General features: G+C 64.8%; 16 protein-coding genes. 9 read left to right on the top strand and 7 right to left on the bottom strand.

Annotation, left to right across the window (positions count from 1 at the left end; all coding sequences use genetic code 11):
- Positions 1-396 carry a carboxymuconolactone decarboxylase family protein gene (locus tag EPO41_RS12400; RefSeq protein ID WP_296325388.1) on the bottom strand — a complete coding sequence of 132 codons (396 nt, stop codon included), beginning with the start codon at positions 394-396 and terminating at the stop codon, positions 1-3.
- Positions 397-478: 82 nt separating this feature from the next.
- On the opposite strand from EPO41_RS12400, the gene EPO41_RS12395 reads away from it, so the two are divergent.
- Positions 479-1,144, top strand: a complete 666-nt coding sequence (locus EPO41_RS12395; RefSeq protein ID WP_296325385.1) for a SprT family zinc-dependent metalloprotease — start codon at positions 479-481, stop codon at positions 1,142-1,144.
- Between the two features lie 37 nt (positions 1,145-1,181).
- Here the strand turns inward: EPO41_RS12395 and EPO41_RS12390 are convergent, their stop codons facing one another.
- Positions 1,182-3,440, bottom strand: a complete 2,259-nt coding sequence (locus EPO41_RS12390) for a DUF3604 domain-containing protein (RefSeq protein WP_296325382.1) — start codon at positions 3,438-3,440, stop codon at positions 1,182-1,184.
- A gap of 179 nt (positions 3,441-3,619) precedes the next feature.
- Here EPO41_RS12390 and EPO41_RS12385 point away from each other — a divergent pair, with 179 nt between their 5' ends.
- Genes EPO41_RS12385 through EPO41_RS12375 form a run of 3 tightly spaced genes read left to right on the top strand, consistent with a single transcriptional unit; the run spans position 3,620 to position 6,221 of the window.
- Positions 3,620-4,360 carry a GntR family transcriptional regulator gene (locus EPO41_RS12385; protein ID WP_296325379.1) on the top strand — a complete coding sequence of 247 codons (741 nt, stop codon included), beginning with the start codon at positions 3,620-3,622 and terminating at the stop codon, positions 4,358-4,360.
- 40 nt (positions 4,361-4,400) lie between these two features.
- Positions 4,401-5,378: a tripartite tricarboxylate transporter substrate binding protein gene (locus tag EPO41_RS12380; RefSeq protein ID WP_296325375.1), complete on the top strand. Its 978-nt coding sequence runs from the start codon at positions 4,401-4,403 to the stop codon at positions 5,376-5,378.
- Between the two features lie 48 nt (positions 5,379-5,426).
- On the top strand, positions 5,427-6,221 hold the full coding sequence (locus tag EPO41_RS12375) for a phosphosulfolactate synthase (protein WP_296325372.1): 795 nt from the start codon (positions 5,427-5,429) through the stop codon (positions 6,219-6,221).
- A gap of 161 nt (positions 6,222-6,382) precedes the next feature.
- On the opposite strand, the gene EPO41_RS12370 is transcribed toward EPO41_RS12375, so the two are convergent.
- Positions 6,383-7,948: a hypothetical protein gene (locus tag EPO41_RS12370; RefSeq protein WP_296325369.1), complete on the bottom strand. Its 1,566-nt coding sequence runs from the start codon at positions 7,946-7,948 to the stop codon at positions 6,383-6,385.
- 93 nt (positions 7,949-8,041) lie between these two features.
- On the opposite strand from EPO41_RS12370, the gene EPO41_RS12365 reads away from it, so the two are divergent.
- Together EPO41_RS12365 and EPO41_RS12360 are read left to right on the top strand one after the other, a co-directional pair.
- Positions 8,042-9,013, top strand: coding sequence for an exostosin family protein (locus tag EPO41_RS12365; protein ID WP_296325367.1), 972 nt, complete (start codon positions 8,042-8,044; stop codon positions 9,011-9,013).
- 58 nt (positions 9,014-9,071) lie between these two features.
- Complete coding sequence (locus EPO41_RS12360) at positions 9,072-9,848, top strand: FkbM family methyltransferase (protein ID WP_296325365.1); 777 nt, start codon at positions 9,072-9,074, stop codon at positions 9,846-9,848.
- Between the two features lie 41 nt (positions 9,849-9,889).
- Here EPO41_RS12360 and EPO41_RS12355 read toward each other — a convergent pair whose 3' ends face one another.
- Both EPO41_RS12355 and EPO41_RS12350 read right to left on the bottom strand, forming a co-directional pair.
- Complete coding sequence (locus EPO41_RS12355) at positions 9,890-10,300, bottom strand: GFA family protein (protein ID WP_296325362.1); 411 nt, start codon at positions 10,298-10,300, stop codon at positions 9,890-9,892.
- Positions 10,297-11,568: an FAD-dependent oxidoreductase gene (locus tag EPO41_RS12350; RefSeq protein WP_296325359.1), complete on the bottom strand. Its 1,272-nt coding sequence runs from the start codon at positions 11,566-11,568 to the stop codon at positions 10,297-10,299. The genes EPO41_RS12355 and EPO41_RS12350 overlap by 4 nt, the downstream gene beginning before the upstream one ends.
- A gap of 78 nt (positions 11,569-11,646) precedes the next feature.
- On the opposite strand from EPO41_RS12350, the gene hslV reads away from it, so the two are divergent.
- Both hslV and hslU read left to right on the top strand, forming a co-directional pair.
- Positions 11,647-12,210 carry an ATP-dependent protease subunit HslV gene (gene hslV / locus EPO41_RS12345; RefSeq protein ID WP_295142441.1) on the top strand — a complete coding sequence of 188 codons (564 nt, stop codon included), beginning with the start codon at positions 11,647-11,649 and terminating at the stop codon, positions 12,208-12,210.
- A gap of 8 nt (positions 12,211-12,218) precedes the next feature.
- Entirely contained in the window at positions 12,219-13,529 is a 1,311-nt protein-coding gene (gene hslU / locus EPO41_RS12340; protein WP_296325355.1) for an ATP-dependent protease ATPase subunit HslU, read from the top strand.
- Positions 13,530-13,823: 294 nt separating this feature from the next.
- Here the strand turns inward: hslU and EPO41_RS12335 are convergent, their stop codons facing one another.
- Together EPO41_RS12335 and EPO41_RS12330 are read right to left on the bottom strand one after the other, a co-directional pair.
- Positions 13,824-13,985 carry a hypothetical protein gene (locus EPO41_RS12335; RefSeq protein ID WP_296325352.1) on the bottom strand — a complete coding sequence of 54 codons (162 nt, stop codon included), beginning with the start codon at positions 13,983-13,985 and terminating at the stop codon, positions 13,824-13,826.
- The gene (locus EPO41_RS12330; protein ID WP_296325350.1) at positions 13,982-15,229 is read right to left on the bottom strand and encodes an MFS transporter; all 1,248 of its coding nucleotides are present in this window, start codon (positions 15,227-15,229) and stop codon (positions 13,982-13,984) included. The genes EPO41_RS12335 and EPO41_RS12330 overlap by 4 nt, the downstream gene beginning before the upstream one ends.
- A gap of 70 nt (positions 15,230-15,299) precedes the next feature.
- Between EPO41_RS12330 and EPO41_RS12325 the strand changes: the two genes are divergently transcribed.
- Positions 15,300-16,859 (top strand): alpha/beta hydrolase, encoded by a 1,560-nt coding sequence (locus tag EPO41_RS12325; protein ID WP_296325347.1) that lies wholly within the window; start codon positions 15,300-15,302, stop codon positions 16,857-16,859.

Here is a 16,859-nt window from a genome sequence, read left to right as displayed (position 1 = left end):
TCAGAACTTTCCCTGTTCCTTCAGGACTTCTTCGGCGACGCGCAGCGCGTCGATGGCGGCCGGAAAGCCGCAATAGGCGATGGCGTGGGTGAAGATCTCGCGCAACTCGGTCTTGGAGCAGCCATTGTTCAGCGCACCCACCAGGTGGATCTTGAGCTCGTGCGGGCGATTCAGCGCGCAGAGCATGGCCACGGTGATCATGCTGCGCTGCTTGCGGTCGAGCCCGTCGCGGGTCCACAGCGAGGCATAGGCGAACTCCTCGGAGAAAGCGCGGACCGGCCCCCAGAAATCGTTGTTGGTCGCATCGCGCCTGGCGAGATAGGATTCGCCCAGAACCTCGGACAGGACCTTTCGTCCTGTATCGCTGAGCGTCTTGTGAGCCTGCTGTTCGGTCATGCCGTCATCCTCCTGGTTCAGCCGTTTCCTGCCTAAAGCGACGCCGGAGCCCGAGCAACTGACCATTGCTCATGATGGCGAGATGCTTTCCGTCACCTTCGTGCGCAACGCGCGTGCGCGTCGCGCCTCGCTGCGGGTCGATCCGGCCAACCGGCGCATCGTGCTCACGGCGCCGCTGCGCATGGCGCGGGGCACCGCCGTGGGATTCGCCGAGACGCAGGCCGGCTGGATCGCCGCGCGTCTCGACCGACTGCCGGCCCGGCGGCCCTTCGTCGACGGTGCGGAAATCCCGCTGTTCGGCGTGCCACACCTTCTGCGCCACCGGCCCGACCTCCGCGGCACGGTCTGGCGCGACGGCGGCGAGATCCATGTCGCGGGCCGGCCCGAACACCTGTCGCGCCGGGTGAAGGACTGGCTGGTCGGCGAGCTGAAGAAGGAGCTGGTGCCGCGGGTCCATGCCAAGGCCGCGCGGGCCGGGCGGCCGGTGAAGCGCATCTCGGTGCGCGACACGCGTTCGCGCTGGGGAAGCTGCGGGCCCGATGCCTCGCTCTCCTTCTCCTGGCGGCTGGTGTTCGCGCCGCCCGACGTGCTCGACTATCTGGCCGCCCACGAGACGGCGCACCTGGTCCACCTCAACCACAGTCCTCGCTTCTGGGCGCTGGCGCGGGCCCTGTCCGACGGGCCGATCGAGGCGCCGCAGGCCTGGCTCCGGAAGAACGGCGAGACATTGCTGCAGTACGGCGGCTGAGCCCCCCCCCCCCGCAGAGCCCGGCGCGCTTCAGGCGTCAGGCGGGCGACCGGTCGCGAAAGACATAGATCGGGCTCGACCAGATCAGATGGCCGTCCTCCTGCGTCAGGCACGCGTAGAGGGCATTGTCACCGGTAGGCTTGAGGGCGATGCGACGGGACAGCTTGACCTCGCGATATGGGTTCTCATCGGGCAGTCGGAAAATGCGGATGCGCCGCCGGATGCCGCCGGCATCGAACACCATGTCCTCGTGGCCGATGTCGGCGACGGAGATCTCGCACTTCACCAGCGGCGTTTCGATGCGCAACGTGCCGGCACGCGGGTCCGTCAGCCAGGCATCGAAGCCGCCGAACCCGCCGGTCGTCAGCGCCGTCCATGACAGGGCACCGGGGGCCGTCTGTTCGATCTTCCGGTCGAGATTCCACATGTTGATCGGCACGAAACGCTCGAAGCTGTTGCCTTCGAGCGTGCAGCCGCCGTCCCAGATGGTCTGGCGCCCGCGTCCGCGATACTCCGAGCCTTCCCAGATCACCCGGATGCGCCGGCCGAGGGCCGTAGCCTCGTAGGGCCGCCATGTCTCCAGGACCTCGAGTCCGTTGCGGATTTCCAGCCGCTCGATCGGGGCCGACGCGTGGGCCTCGATGGTGAATTCGACGGCCGCGTCGGTCGATTGCACGATGTCGCCCATCATCGCCTCTCGGCCGCGCGTGTGCTGCGCTGCGCCGAGATTCGGATCGTCAGTGTAGAGCATCGCCTCGGAGTCGAATGCGGCGCGGACGTCCAGCACCATGCGGCAGCCGGTGGTGGCGTAGTGATGACGCCGGCGCAGCGCGTCGAACAGGCCGGCACGCGTCAGGTCGGTGGCGAGCAGGCACGACAGGCCACCATAGGCGCCGAACAGCGAGGCACCGGGGTGGCTTGCGCCTTGGCGCCCCTTGTGGCCGTCGGAATTGGCGAGAATGCCGATGCGGTAGCCCTGCTCCAGCGCGTCCTGGACGAGCCATTCGAAAGTGCCCCAGTCCGAGTGGACCTCGACGGAGCGTTCTATCCGCGCATCATGGGCCATCTTGATGTCGGCGTAGCGGCCGCCGATGTGGGCGAAGACGACGCAATCCTCGTCCTTGAGCGCCTGGAAGAGCTGCTCGGCGCTGTTGGAATCGCTCTTCAGGTCAGAGGTGTCGTCCACCAGCGCGTGCGACGAGCGATGGATCTGCCGGCCCTCGTGCATGAACATGACGTTGCGGTCGCCGCCCAGGCCAGTGTTGCCCGACCATTCGTAGCCCGGGAAGATGATGAAGCGGCCGTCTTCGTTGTATTCGCGCGTCAGCTTGTTGAGCTCATTCCAGAACGGCGTGGTGATCTGGAAGTCGTTGCCCTGATGGCTCATGCCGTCGAGGAATGCCCGGTCGCGCGCAAATTCGATCAGCTCGCGGGCCGAATTCGTGCCGATGGTCTCCTCGGACTGGCCATGCAGGTCGCACCAGTACGATCGGAGCGGCGCGTCGGCCGCGATGCGCAGCGGGTTGCTCCGGCAAAGCACGCGGCCGGCCGAGTCGAGCACGTCGATCAGCAGGTCGCCCGGCTTTTCCATCGACAGACCATCGATCGACTTTGCCGCCTCGCCGCGGCTCATCGAGAAGCGCTCCGGCAGGCCGCGGACCGGGAGATTGGCGCGCAGCGAGAAGGTGCCCTCGACCTGGTCGCTGGGATTGCCCCATTTGTCCTCGCCCTTGAAGCCCAGCCGGAAGGTCTCGCCGCTCCTGCGCAAGGTCGGCAGCAGGGCCTTCCATGTCACCGCGGGCCCGGCCACGACGGGGAAGGTCGGCTGGATCGGCAGCTCGACGTAGTTATAGGTCGCGAAGGCATCGACCAGGACGCGGAATTCGAATGTCGATTCGACGAAGGTCTGCATGCGCATGCCCGGCGAACCCTGTCGGCGGTCGCCGAAGCGGACAGTGATGGTGTCGCCTTCGTTCAGGAAGCCGCGAATCACCCGAATGAAGAGGGTCTTGTCCCACGGCCGGATGTTCATTTTGGGGTCGTAGCGCACGTCGAGCACCGCGCCGTTCGATGCTTCCACGGTGGTGTAGTTCGCTGCCGTCGGATCGCTCCACTGCGGCTTGCCTATGTCGCCCGCGAAGCGCTGGACGATCTTGATCGAACCGGTGTCGTCGATGCCGAAGTATCCCGCCGTATAGACCAGCGTGAACGACTGGAAGCTGCCGGCCTCGACCGCGTCGGTGGGCGAAAGGATGGCCGAGCCCATGCGCTCGGGCTGATAGGTTGAGTGCGGCATGTTGATCCTCGGCAATGATGGACCGGGCAGCCGCCCAGCCGGTTGTCGCGGGAAACTACAATCTCGAGTTCATGGATGACAAGACGTATTAAGTCGTCTTATAGTTAATCTGAAGAGGTTCCATGCGCCCCCAGCCGACCCGACCATTTTCGTGGATCAAGCCCGAGCGGAACAGCCCCGTGCCGCTGCAGACGCAGATCGCGCGTTGGCTCGAGCATCTCATCGTGTCGGGCAGCCTCCGCGCAGGCGATCGATTGCCCGCCGAAGTCACGCTCGTCGAGCGCCTCGGCGTAAGTCGTGTAACCGTACGACTGGCGATGGACGAACTCGTGTCGCGCGGTCTCGTCTCGCGCGCCCATGGAAAAGGAAGCTTCGTGTCACCGGCCGTGGTGCGGCACGACATTCTTTCGGAGCAGGGCTTCTTCGACATTCTGCTGACGAAGGCGCCCAGGCCGGAAGTACGGTTGATCGCCTTCGAATCCGCTGTGCCGCCGCCAAAGGTGGCGAATCTTTTCAGGCTGGCACCGGGCACGCACGCCGTGAAGCTCGATCGGCTCTACTTGTCCGCTGGTCGTCCGATCGTGCTTGCCGCCAACTGGCTCACCCCTGACGCGGCATCGCTGGTGCCCGCCGACATAGAGTCGATGTCCACCGCCGCCGTCCACAGCGTCTTGCTGCGCCATCCGATCGCATCCTCCACCAGCGCCATCGGCGCAGAGCTTGCGGGAGCCACCGTCGCGCGCTGCCTGGGCGTGGGCGCCAGGAGCGCCGTCCTGGTGCTGACGCGTACGCGCTTCGACGCCCAAGGCCAGGCGCGCGAACACAATCGCTTCACGGTCGATCCGTCGTCCTACGAATTCACCTTCACGACCAAAGGCGACGTCTCGCTGGCAGCTGAATTGCGGGCCGTTGCGGCCTGACTGGCAAAAAACGCAAAGGGGCAACGATATGGAGATGCGCATGCGCTGGACACGGTTGCTCCCCATCCTGCTGTCGGCGGCCGCCTTGCTTATGGGGCAGGGTGCTGCGGCACAGTCCACCTCTTCGCAAGTCACGGCACTGGTGGTGCCTTTTGCTCCGGGCGGCGGGCATGACAGCACAGCCCGGATCCTCGCCCCGCGCCTGGCCGAGCGTCTCGGGCACTCCGTCATCGTGGAGAACCGGCCCGGCGCTAACGGAATGGTCGGCGCCGACTACGTAGCCCGCGCCAAACCCGACGGCAGGACGATCCTGCTCGCCTCGCCCGCCGAGATCGTGATCGCGCCGAGCGTCTACAAGAAGATGAACTATGATCCCATGAAGGATCTTGCGCCGGTGACACTGGCCGCCACGACGCCGGTCGTCATCGTGGCGAACCCCTCGCTCGGTGTACGCACGCTGGCCGACGTGATTGCGCTGGCCAAGCGCAAGCCGGAAGGGCTGGCCTACGGCACACCGGGCGAAGGCAGCTCGCAGCACCTGGCCGGCGCCTGGCTGGCGCATCTGGCGGGCATCAAATTGCTGCACGTCCCCTACAAGGGTGCCGGCCCGGCTACCAACGACGTCGTGGCAGGCCACATCCCGCTGGCCATTGTCGGCATGGCGCCCGTGCTTCCCTTCATCCGTGACGGCAAGCTCGTGGCGATCGCCGTCACCTCGCCGGAGCGCGTCTCCTGGGCAAAGGAGGTCCCCGCGGTGGCCGAATCGCCCGGCATGAAGGACTTCGCGGCGTCGCATTGGATGGGCATCATGGTGCCGGGGCGCACGCCGGCCGACATTGTGCAGCGCCTGCAAGCGGACTTCGCCGCCGTGCTCAAGCTGCCCGACGTGCGCGACCGTCTGGCGGCGCTGGGGGTCGATCCCGTTGGAGATTCCACGGCCGCATTCCGCGACTATCTTGCCGCCGAGCGCTCGCTTTTCGCCCAGATGTACAAGTTCTCCGGACTTACACCCGAATGAGCGATCGTCCTCAGTCCACTCGCCCTGCTTACACTGAAACGGTGAACCATGCTGGATGATCCTCCCTTCGACTTCGTGCCCGTCGATGCACGACGCAGTACAAAGCCCCGTCGAACCGGGCTCTCCATGGTGATCGACGACGGCCTGCCCCTCGCCTACCTGCGCGGGGTGTTCGAGCTGGCCGCTCCCTACATTGACCTGATCAAGATCAAGACCGGCACGGCGCGGCTCTATCCACGCGACCAGCTCATGCGCAAACTCGCCATGTGCGAGGAGTTCCAGATACGGCCCTTTCTCGGTGGGCAGTTCCACGAGTATGTCTTCGCGATGCTGGGTGAGGCGGCGCTGCCGAGGTTCTATGCCGAAGCAAGGGCGCTTGGAATCCGGACCATCGAGATCTCCGACAACACCGTGCCGCTGACGCCCGAGCAACGCCGCGGCCAGATCTCGGCCGCGGTCGCGAGTGGCCTCTCGGTATTCGGCGAGGTCGGCTCGAAGGAGACGCTCAGCAATCCGGCGCTGCTGGTGGAGCAGGCAGAAGTCTGCCTGAGCGCCGGTGCCGAGCTCGTGCTCGTGGAAGCCGCCGAGCTGGTCGAAAATGGCCGCGTGCGCCGCGACAGTCTCGAAGTCCTCAAGCGCGGCCTGCCTCAGGACCGTATCATGATCGAGCTGCCGGGGCCGTGGATCTCCGGCGTCAAAAGCTGCGACATCGAAGAGATGAAGAAGATCCTCTTCACCGAGTTCGGTCCCGACGTTAACCTCGCAAATATCGGGGTGACGACCATCTACGACACCGAAGCGCAACGCGTGGGCTTGGGAACGGGCGGCCCCCTGCACAGCTGAGTGGAGCGTGCGAGGCGACCGATCGTTCTGGTTCTTGCGCAGTCTGCGCGGGCCCGAGACATTGCTGGAGTACGGGACCTGACGGGCGGGCGATGTTCGCGGGGCTGTACGCGCACGCTCAAAGCGTGGGGAAGTTCAACGGTCTGAGGGCACGAAGATCCCTAGGGCTGATTGGGTCGACGCCATAGTGAGTAAACCGGTGTCGAAGTGGATTTGAAGTCGATTCTGGCGAATCCCATCTCCCTCAGGAGTTCCTCTTTTTGCCACCATTCCATATTCCCGGACGTTGCTTCCGATACCAATGTCTTCCCATCCGCTCCCTGCGCATGGTGCATCATGATTACATAGTCGGCAGCCTCGATTTCCCGAAGCAAGGGCTGGAGGCGTTTGGCGTCCCACTTGACGGCGTCAAACTCCAGGACAGAGGTCCTTCCAGCGTAACCTTTCGCCATCAACGCGATCGTCGGATCGTCGGGAGACACGACTTTGCCTCGAAGGTCGCGCGCTTCGGCGACGATCAGAGAGCGTTCCGATGTCCCATGCCCGGCATAGAGCGCGGAGGGGGCAAGAGTCGCTAACACTGGATAGGCGTGCCCAAATAAAAGGGCAGCGAGCAAGAGTCCGGCGCCAACTCGAAAGGAAAGTCGACGATCGTCATCCTGCAGAATGGCCAATGCGGGGGCTGCCTGCGAAGCACAGAAGGCTCCGATGCATAGAAACGCGGGAATCAGCGAATTCGCGGACCCTCCATCTTTTGCCATGGCAGTGATGCCGCTTGGGATGGCAAAAAACATCGATGCCATTAACCAGCGGATGCTGGGATCGTCGCTTCCCTGCCTGTCGACGAGAAGCCAATACATCAGGGCCAGCAAGAAAATGGGCACGCCAAGAAACAAGGCCCAGCCGATACTTGCGGCTCTGCGAAGGGGGACGCCGTATTGCGCGGGAACTTCCACCATGAAATGCCAAAGTCCCGGCTTGTAATAAAATACCGCGGCCGAAAGGAGGGCGGTAGCGAGAATCGGCACGATCGACAGGGGAATGCGCGGCCAATACTTTCGGTTTGAAAGCGCCATCAGGAGCGGCACGAAAACAAAGGCCACCGCAGTCTGCTTGAACAACACTCCCACGATCAGTGAGAGGGAGCCGACCAAAGCAAAGGCGACACTCGCAAATCCTTTGGAAGATTCATTGGCGCGGTAGAAGAAGATCAAGAACAACAATCCGAACAGACAGGCGGTCATGTCGGGCCGGGTCTCGGTAAAATACTGCGTGCGACTGTTGGCAGCCAGAAGCAACGCCATCGCCACCATGAATACGAGGAAATTCCTGCGCCCATATATTGAAGCGAGGAGAGCGACGACGATGGTCGCGGAGACTGTGTTGACGAGGCGGCCTGCGACCAGTCCGGGGCCGAGGTAATCCAATATTTCAGCCAGGAAATAGGTCGTCAGGGGTCCGTACATATGAGTCGAATGTTCGGCGCCGATTGCGTAGGGATCCTGGCCCAGACCTATGCGCCAGGCTTCGACGACTATGCCCGCCTCCCAAGGGTTGATGGGATAAGGCAATAGAAGACGGACGCCGATGGCGAAGACATTGAGCGAGATAATCGCTGCTGCAACCATGGCGATCGGGAAAATGGGCAGCGACGTCAAGTGCGACCTGGCCATCCCGGTTCGCTTATCACAAATGAAATGGTTGTTTGTTGTCTTGAAGCGTCCCATGGGTTCATAGGTTTGTCTAGAAGCGCGCTTCTATTTACATTCCCGGGATGTCTAATCGTTTGGCGCCTGCGTGTCGATATGAAGGTCCGGATAATGATGAAGCTTTTCGTTGATACGACGCATGAATCGGACTGGGCTCGCGCACGATGGCTGGACATTACCGGTAACTGGCAGAACGCAGGCCATTTTGAGCTGGTTGGCGGGGCCCGTGAGGCCGATGCAGTGTTGATCACGTTGGCTGATTGTCGGTCGAGCTATCTCGAGATCATTGAGAACATCGCCCGTACCGGAGCCTATGCGGAGTATCCGGAAAAGTGCTTCGTATTCGATACTCAGGATTCTCCGATTGGACTTTACCCGGGCCTCTATGCTTCCTTGAGGCAATACCTCTTCAGCGCGCGCCGCCATCGTACCGGCTGCTACATGCAGTCGTTCAACGAGTTTGTCCGCGCAGACGGCGAGTCCAAGACCAGTATTCGCTGGCTCTTCAGTTTCCAGGGAAATCTGACATCTGCCGTCCGAGGCCGACTCTTTGCTGCGAATTATGGTCGTGACGACGTGCTCATTGAGCGGACGGAACCCTTTTGGGAGAACACCGGCGCCGAGCAGCAAATCGGCTTCAAGCAGCAATATGCATTGAATGTCAGGCAAAGCCGGTTCGTTCTCTGTCCGCGTGGCGTGGGTGTATCATCCTATCGGTTGTTCGAAGTCATGCAGAGCGGGCGCGTGCCGGTAATTCTGTCGGATCACTGGGTGCCGCCGCCCTGGTTCGACTGGAAGAGCTGCTCTCTTCGTGTGCCTGAGCGACACGTTGCTTCCCTGCCGGAGATTTGCCTCGAAGCGCTCCCGCGTTGGGAAAGCATGGCGCATCAAGCCCAGCAGCAATGGGAGCGCTGGTTCAGTCCCAGCGGCATGGGCGCGCTCGTGCACGTGTCGATCGATGATATCCGGCGGTCGCGGCGGTTCCCGGAGGCGGCGTATCGCCTTGGTTGGCCAGTGCGGCGGAGCGCAGTTGCCCTTCGGCAAGCGGCAGTACGCACGATTTCAAGGCTACGTTCGCGCTGAGGCCGAAGCCATTCCGCAAATCTCGCGGAAGAGAGGCCGCCCGTGGGGGGAAGAGACAATGGAAAATGGGAACCGGAAAATGCTGCGGCCTATAGTGAAGTTGGTGCGTGCCGGACTTGCGATGGCAGGGCTCGAGCTCATTCGACGCAAGAACGCCCCCTTTGGATACGCCCCCTGGACCGACGTTAGCCGGTTGAGCGTGCGACTGAAGCGGCCGATCCATTGCGTTTTCGACGTTGGCGCCAACACTGGCCAGATGACCACCGAGTTCGTCAAAGAGTTTCCGGACGCAACCATTCACGCCTTCGAGCCGCATCCCGCAACATACGCAAACCTGGCTCGACAGCCATGGCCCAGTCGAGTGACCGTGCATCAGCTGGCGCTCAGCGATACGGCAGGAAATGTTTCCTTTTACGAATACGATGGCGAAGAGTCTCATTCCAAGATCAACAGCCTCACTTCGCGGGCGAGGTACGCCACGGCGATCAACATCGAACCGCGAGAAATTCAGGTCCGCGCCACCACCCTCGACGAGTTTTGCGAGGCAAGGGGAATCGATGCGATCAACCTTCTGAAGATCGATACGGAAGGCTACGACTATTTCGTGCTCAAGGGCGCGACGCGCATGCTGTCTCAAAAACGCATCGACTTCATTTTTGCGGAGTTCAACGACTTCAAGGAAAAGCCTGGAACAGTCGGAGGGTCGCTGAACGCCATCTCGGAATTCGTCGCGCCCTTTGGGTTCAGATTCGTCGCCACCTACACGGATTTCCTGTTCACCGACGGAGACTTTCTCGCCGTGGCCTCAGTCCTCATGGCGAGGAGCGACCACTAGCGACCCATCGGGATGAGACCATTTTCGGATCGGCCCAATGATCAGGACGTCACGTGCCCTTCGTATTGCGGCAGGTCGTCGGTGATGGCGAACCACGGTGCCTTCGAGCCGACGAAGATATGGGCGCCCGGCCGGATCGACGGCGGGTCGACCAGGGTGCCCAGCGTGACGTGCACCCAGGCGGCATCGCGCACCAGCGAATAGAGCATCGAACCGCAGCGGGCGCAGTGCGCGTCGTGATTGGTCTCGGAGCCATGGATCAGCAACCGGTCACGGCCGTGCGTCACCGTCAGCGCCGAGCGCTTGATGCCGGCGAACGGTTTGAACGCCGCGCCGGTCGCACGCCGGCAATTCGAGCAATGGCAGTTCAGCGCATAGGCGAAGGCATCCATCACCTCATACTGCACCGTGCCGCAGAGGCATTTTCCGCGCAGCGTCGCCGGCGCGGTCATCCGAAGCGGCCGGGATCGCAGGCCTGAAGGGCACTGGGCAGCTGTTCGCCTTCCATCAGGCGCGCGATCAGGCGACCCGTCGCGGTGGCCAGCGTCAGGCCGAGATGCTGATGGCCGTAGCCGCAATAGACGTTGGCGAGGCGCGGCGCGCGGCCGATGGCGGGGCGATAGTCGGGCAGAGTGGGACGCTCGCCGATCCAGCGGCTCTGCTCGACGCCGCCGACATCGGGGAAGATGTCCTTGAGATGCTTTTTCAGGAGATCGGCACGATGCCAGGAGGGCGGCTGGTGGGGCGCCGCCAGCTCGACCGTGCCGGCAATGCGCAACCCCTCGGCCATCGGCGTGAAGAACAGGCCGCGATCGGGCGGACTGACCGGCAGGTCGAACTGCACATTGTCCGACGCCATCATCACATGATAGCCGCGCTCCGCGACCAGCGGCGCGTTGAAGCCCAGCAGCCGCGTCAGCTCGCCCGAGGCGCGGCCGGCCGCGATCATCACGGCGCTGGCCGGCAGTTCGGAGTCGGTGAGCTGCACCGCCGTCACGCGGTTGCCGTCGCGCCGGAAGCCGCGCACGCGGCCGCGCGTCACGGTGCCGCCCTCGGCGGTGAAGCGTTCGACCAGTGTCGCGACGACCTTGTGCGGATCGATCGTGTGGGTGCCGTTGGGATAGTGGATGCCGCGCACGATGGTGCGGCTGAGGCCGGGCGCCAGCTCGCGCGCGCGGTTGCCGTCGACGATCTCGAACTCCGTGCCCTTGCCCGACTGCAGGCCGCGCATCTCGTCGGTGCCCTGGAACGACGCCTCGCTCTCGTAGACGTAGAGCGCGCCGCGCGTGCGGAACAGCTCGCCGAGGCCCGAGGCCTGGATCTCGGCCTTCCAGGCGATGTCGGCCTCCAGCATCAGCGGCCTGAACATCTCCTTGCCCTTCTGGACCTCGGCCGGGCTCAGGGAGGCCAGCGCGAAGCGCGCCATCCAGGGCAGCAGCCAGGGCAGGCTGGGCGGATGCACCGTGAGCGGCCCGTCCCGGTCCATCAGCATCTGCGGCACCTTCTTCAGGGTGGCCGGTCGCGCCAGCGGGATCAGGCTGTCGACCGACAGGAAGCCGGCATTGCCGAACGAGGTCGCGTTGCCGGGCTCGGCGCTGTCGAGCAGGGTGACCTTGTGGCCGGCGCGCTGCAGGGAGCGGGCGGTGGCGGCGCCCACGATGCCGGCGCCAATGATGATGATCGGGTCGCTCGCGACGGAGTCGTTCAACTGTTCGCTCATGGCGCCGACGTTAGCACGACACCTGCGCGAGCCCGAGGCGGCGATTGATTTGTTGCTGTGAATCCCTATTTAGGGCGCATGTCTTCCGCACAATCAGACAGTTCCTCCGGTCCCGGCTGGCATGCCACGACCATCCTCTCGGTCCGCAAGGACGGCCAGGTCGTCATGGCCGGCGACGGCCAGGTCTCGATGGGCCAGACCATCGTCAAGGGCAACGCCAAGAAGGTCCGCCGCATCGGCAACGGCCAGATCATCGCGGGCTTCGCCGGCGCCACGGCCGACGCCTTCACGCTGTTCGAACGGCTCGAGGCGAAGCTGGAGCGCCATCCGGGGCAACTCCTGCGCGCCGCGATCGAGCTCGCCAAGGACTGGCGCACCGACCGCTACCTGCGCAAGCTCGAGGCGCTGATGGCGGTGGCCGACAAGGACGTGTCGCTGCTGTTGTCGGGCACGGGCGACGTGCTCGAGCCGGAGGGCGGCATCATCGCCATCGGCTCGGGCGGCAACTACGCGCTCTCCGCCGCGCGGGCGCTGATCGACGTGGACGGGCTCGACGCCGAGGCGATCGCCCGCAAGTCGATGAAGATCGCCGCCGACATCTGCGTCTACACCAACCACAACATCGTCATCGAGAAGCTCTGACATTTCCCATGAGTAACGACTTTTCCCCGCGCGAGATCGTCTCCGAGCTCGACAAGCACATCGTCGGCCAGCAGGAGGCCAAGCGCGCCGTCGCCATTGCGCTGCGCAACCGCTGGCGCCGCCTGCAGCTTTCCGATTCGCTGCGCGACGAGGTGCTGCCCAAGAACATCCTGATGATCGGCCCGACCGGCGTCGGCAAGACCGAGATCGCGCGCCGCCTGGCCAGGCTCACCAATGCGCCGTTCCTCAAGGTCGAGGCGACCAAGTTCACCGAGGTTGGCTATGTCGGCCGCGACGTCGAGCAGATCGCGCGCGACCTGATGGAAGCCGCCATCGAGATGGCGCGCGAGAGCCTGCGCAAGGACGTGAAGGCCAAGGCCGAACTGGCGGCCGAGGACCGCGTCATCGAGGCGCTGTGCGGCGCCAATGCCAGCGAGGAGACGAAGCTGCGCTTCCGCCACAAGCTGCGCGCCGGCGAACTCGACGATCGCGAGATCGAGATCGAGGTCGCCGATTCGGGCGGACCGATGCAGTTCGAGGTCCCGGGCCAGCCCGGCGCCTCGGTCGGCATGATCAACATCGGCGACATGCTGGGCAAGGCGTTCGGCGGACGCACCAGGAAGCGCAAGATGACCGTGGCCGAGAGCCACCAGACGCTGCTGCGCGAGGAGAGCGACAAGCTCCTCGACCAGGAGAGGGTCGTGCGCGAAGCGCGCGACATGGTCGAGCAGAACGGGATCGTCTTCATCGACGAGATCGACAAGATCACCGCGCGCAGCGAATTCCGCGGCGGCGGCGACGTGAGCCGCGAGGGCGTGCAGCGCGACCTGCTGCCGCTGATCGAGGGCACGACGGTGAACACCAAGCACGGGCCGGTGAAGACCGACCACGTGCTGTTCATCTGCTCCGGCGCCTTCCACCTCGCCAAGCCTTCGGACATGCTGCCGGAGTTGCAGGGCCGCCTGCCGATCCGCGTCAGCCTGGCCTCGCTCAGCCAGGAGGATTTCCGCCGCATCCTGACCGAGCCCGAGGCCAGTCTGGTCAAGCAGTACAAGGCGCTGATGGCGACGGAGAAGGTCGAGCTCGACTTCACGTCCGATGCGATCGACGAGCTGGCGCGCCTGTCGGCCGACATCAACGAGACGGTCGAGAACATCGGCGCGCGCCGGCTGCACACGGTGATGGAGAAGCTGCTGGAGGAGATCAGCTTCACCGCCTCCGACAAGCCGAACACGAAGATGGAAATCGACGCGGCCTACGTCCGCGCCCACGTGAGCGAGCTGGCGAAGAACGCGGATCTGTCGAAGTTCGTTCTCTGAGAATCCCTCCCCATCCGAGGGAGCGGCAAATGCTGCAGGCTACAAGCCGCGACGAGACGATCGTCGCGGGCACGACCAGGCGGCGGAAACGAAACAAACGAAATATACGAAACAATCGAAAGGAAAAAGCCTCCCGCGGGCAGCGACCCCCGGGGCCGTGGCTGCCGGAATTGCGCATGATGCGTGCTTGATGATCCGGTTCGCCCTGCGCAAAACGGCCGTAAACGAAACGAACGAAACGAAAAAAACTTCCCGGCCGCGCCCGGGGTGTTTTGCGCGCATCGTGCTTGAAGACTACAGGCAATAGGCCGCGATCAGGTCGACGAGGTAGGCGGGGCCGTTCAGGCCCCACAGGATGAACGACACGATCGTCGCAGCCACGACCAGGCTGGCCAGTCCCCACAGCAGCACGGGACGCCAGCCGATGGTCATGCTGGGGGTCGTGCCGGGGGTCATGCCGGCTGCGGGATCGAGGTCGACCGGACCAGCCGCTCCTCGACGATCGGGTAGTGCAGCGCCGCCGAGACGAGGCCGAGCGCGATCGAGATCCACCACATCATGTCGTAGTTGCCCTGCAGGTCGAACAGCCGCCCGCCGCCCCAGCCGCCGAAGAAGCTGCCGACCTGGTGGCCGAAGAAGACGATGCCGTTCAGCATGGTGACGTGCACCGGGCCGAAAATGTAGCCGACCAGCGAGGTGGTGAGCGGCACCGTGCCCAGCCACAGGAAGCCCAGCGCGCCAGCGAAGATCAGCACCGAGGCGGCCGAGAGCGGGGCCAGGACGAAGCCCAGGAAGACCAGCGAGCGCAGCAGGTAGAGCGTCGACAGCAGGTTCTTGCGCTTGAACCGGTTGCCCATCGAGCTCCACAGGATGGCGCCCGCGATGTTGAACAGGCCGACCATGCCGATCGCCCAGCCGCCGAGTTCGGCCGGCGACAGCTCGATCCCGAACAGCGACAGGCCGATCCCCTTGTCGGAGATGTAGGCCGGCAGGTGTCCGCCGACGAAGGCGACGTGGAAGCCGCAGACGAAATAGCCGACCACCAGCAGCACGTAGCTGCGCTGCGCGAAGGCCTCGGAGAGCGCCTCGCCGGTGCTCTGGTTGCCGCCGCTGCCGCGCTTGGAGGCCGCGATCTCCTTGCGGTCGTTGAGGCCGAGCGGCAGCACGATCATGATCAGCGCGAGGAGGGTCAGCGCCCACATGGTCGGGCGCCAGTCGCCGAAATAGTTCTGCAGTACGGCGGCCAGCGGCACGATGAAGAACTGGCCGAACGAACCGCCCGCCGAACAGATCCCCACCGCCAGCGCCTGCTTGGCGGGCGGGGCCACGCGCAGGATGACGCCCAGGACGGGGCCGAAGGTCGCCGCCGACAGGCCGACGCCGACCAGTACGTTGCCCACGATCAGCATGAAGCCGTCGTGCATGGTGGCGGTGACGATCATGCCTAGGACGTAGATCGCGCCGCCGCCGGCGATGGTCGGCGCGGAGCCGAAGCGGTCGGCGAGCCGGCCCGAGAAGGGCGCGATGGCGCCCATCAGCAGCATCGAGAGCGCGGTGCCGAAGGAGAACAGCTCACGGCCGACATGGAGCTCGGCGGAGATCGGCTTCAGGAAGATGCCGAAGCTCTGGCGGACGCCGAGGCCGATGGTGAGGACGAGGAAGCCGCACCAGACGGCGGTCCAATAGGAGCGTTGGGTCATGGCCGCAACCTGAGGCGGCATGCCCGAACTGGCAAGATGTCCTGCCTTATGGTTTCCATAGAATTACTTCATGCCGTCACAAGCTTCGATGTGGCAGAAGATGTCCATGGTGCGACTGGGGTTCCTGTGCGGCTTGGCAGCATTCCTGACGGTTTTGGCAGGAAGCGCCGGGGCGACGCCGCGACTGGACCGCGAGCGCTGCAGCTTCAAGCCGCCACGCGGCGACCGGGTCGAATGCTACGTCCTGACGGTGCTGGAGAACCGCGAGCAGCCGCAGGGCCGCGAGATCAAGCTGAAGGTGGCGATCCTCAAGGCCAAGCGCACCGCCGGTGTCGAGCCGATGATCTACCTCTCGGGTGGGCCCGGCGATTCGCCGCTGGTGGCCTCGACGCCGGGGGCGGATGCGCTGAGCGAAGGCGACTGGTGGAACGAGACGGCCGCCATCCGCCGGCGACGCGACGTCGTCATCCTGAGCCAGCGCGGCGCCGGCGGATCGAACCCCAACCTCGACTGCTTCGACACGCGCAGCTCGGACCCGGGAAAGGCGCGCCGCCGCGCCGTCACCGAGCAGCAGGAGCGGGAGATCCTGTCGCGGTGCCGGGCCGGGCTGGAACGCCGCAAGATCGATCTCGGCATGTACACGACGCCGGCGCTGGCCGACGACGTGGCCGATCTCGCGGCGGCGCTGGGCCAGAGCAAGATCAATATCTACGGCGTCTCCTACGGCACCCGGTGGGCGCTCGAGGTGATGCGCCGGCATCCAGACCTCGTGCGCGCGGCGGTTCTCGACGGAGTCTATCCGCCGCAGGTCAACGGCGAGCAGAACGAGCCGGCCATCGTCCGCCGCGCCTTCGAGCAGCTCTATGCCGACTGCGCCGCCGATGCCGTGTGCCGCGAACGCCATCCGGCGCTGCGTGCGACCCTCGAGGGCCTGATCGAGGCGGCGGAGCGCACGCCGATCGAACTCGCGCTCACCCTGGAGGACGGTCCGCATCCGGTGCAGCTCGATGGCACCCAGGTGATGATGGTGCTGCTGAATATGATGCGCGAGGGCGAGGTCGCCGCAATTCCCGAGACGGTGGCGGCGGTGCAGCGCGGTGACTTGCGGCTGCTCAAGCTCTACGCCGAGGATCTCGAGACCAACGACGGCGGGCTGCTCGAACAGAACGCCCAGCAGTTCGACGGTCTCTACAACAGCGTCGAATGCCGCGAGACATGGCCGATGGTCGACCGGACGGCCCGGCGCAAGGCGATCGAAAACAACGGGGTCTACGGGCTGAACGCCAAGTCGAGCAAGTCGCCGACCTTCTGTCCGGTCTGGCGGGTCACGCCGGCGCCGGCCACGGAGCGGCAACCGGTGAAGTCCGACGTGCCGACCCTGCTGCTGAGCGGCGGCTACGACTGGCTGACGCCACCCGCCTGGGCGCGCGAGGCCGCGAAGACCTTGTCCGCCTCGCGCAACGTCGTCTTCCGGGCGCAGGGCCACGGCGTCGTCGTGCAGGACGCCTGCGCCGCTCGTCTGCGCGACGTCTTCATCGAGGATCCGAACCCCAAGCGCGCGCTGCCCTGCCGTCCCGACAAGGCACCGAACTTTACCGCCGTCTGGGACCGCGTGCGCAACATGCCGTGA

Origin of the sequence: Reyranella sp., from assembly GCF_004297265.1 — a bacterium.
In the GTDB taxonomy this organism is placed as follows: Bacteria; Pseudomonadota; Alphaproteobacteria; order Reyranellales; family Reyranellaceae; genus Reyranella.
Note: the sequence above shows the minus strand (reverse complement) of the source record. Positions and strands in the feature narration are given on the sequence as shown.

Excerpts from the sequence above, each read along its gene's own strand:
- EPO41_RS12400 (WP_296325388.1), bottom strand. The coding sequence starts at position 396 with ATGACCGAACAGCAGGCTCACAAGACGCTCAGCGATACAGGACGAAAG.
- EPO41_RS12395 (WP_296325385.1), top strand. The coding sequence starts at position 479 with ATGCTTTCCGTCACCTTCGTGCGCAACGCGCGTGCGCGTCGCGCCTCG.
- EPO41_RS12390 (WP_296325382.1), bottom strand. The coding sequence starts at position 3,440 with ATGCCGCACTCAACCTATCAGCCCGAGCGCATGGGCTCGGCCATCCTT.
- EPO41_RS12380 (WP_296325375.1), top strand. The coding sequence starts at position 4,401 with ATGCGCTGGACACGGTTGCTCCCCATCCTGCTGTCGGCGGCCGCCTTG.
- EPO41_RS12375 (WP_296325372.1), top strand. The coding sequence starts at position 5,427 with ATGCTGGATGATCCTCCCTTCGACTTCGTGCCCGTCGATGCACGACGC.
- EPO41_RS12370 (WP_296325369.1), bottom strand. The coding sequence starts at position 7,948 with ATGGGACGCTTCAAGACAACAAACAACCATTTCATTTGTGATAAGCGA.
- EPO41_RS12365 (WP_296325367.1), top strand. The coding sequence starts at position 8,042 with ATGATGAAGCTTTTCGTTGATACGACGCATGAATCGGACTGGGCTCGC.
- EPO41_RS12360 (WP_296325365.1), top strand. The coding sequence starts at position 9,072 with ATGGAAAATGGGAACCGGAAAATGCTGCGGCCTATAGTGAAGTTGGTG.
- EPO41_RS12355 (WP_296325362.1), bottom strand. The coding sequence starts at position 10,300 with ATGACCGCGCCGGCGACGCTGCGCGGAAAATGCCTCTGCGGCACGGTG.
- EPO41_RS12350 (WP_296325359.1), bottom strand. The coding sequence starts at position 11,568 with ATGAGCGAACAGTTGAACGACTCCGTCGCGAGCGACCCGATCATCATC.
- hslV (WP_295142441.1), top strand. The coding sequence starts at position 11,647 with ATGTCTTCCGCACAATCAGACAGTTCCTCCGGTCCCGGCTGGCATGCC.
- hslU (WP_296325355.1), top strand. The coding sequence starts at position 12,219 with ATGAGTAACGACTTTTCCCCGCGCGAGATCGTCTCCGAGCTCGACAAG.
- EPO41_RS12335 (WP_296325352.1), bottom strand. The coding sequence starts at position 13,985 with ATGACCCCCGGCACGACCCCCAGCATGACCATCGGCTGGCGTCCCGTG.
- EPO41_RS12330 (WP_296325350.1), bottom strand. The coding sequence starts at position 15,229 with ATGACCCAACGCTCCTATTGGACCGCCGTCTGGTGCGGCTTCCTCGTC.
- EPO41_RS12325 (WP_296325347.1), top strand. The coding sequence starts at position 15,300 with ATGCCGTCACAAGCTTCGATGTGGCAGAAGATGTCCATGGTGCGACTG.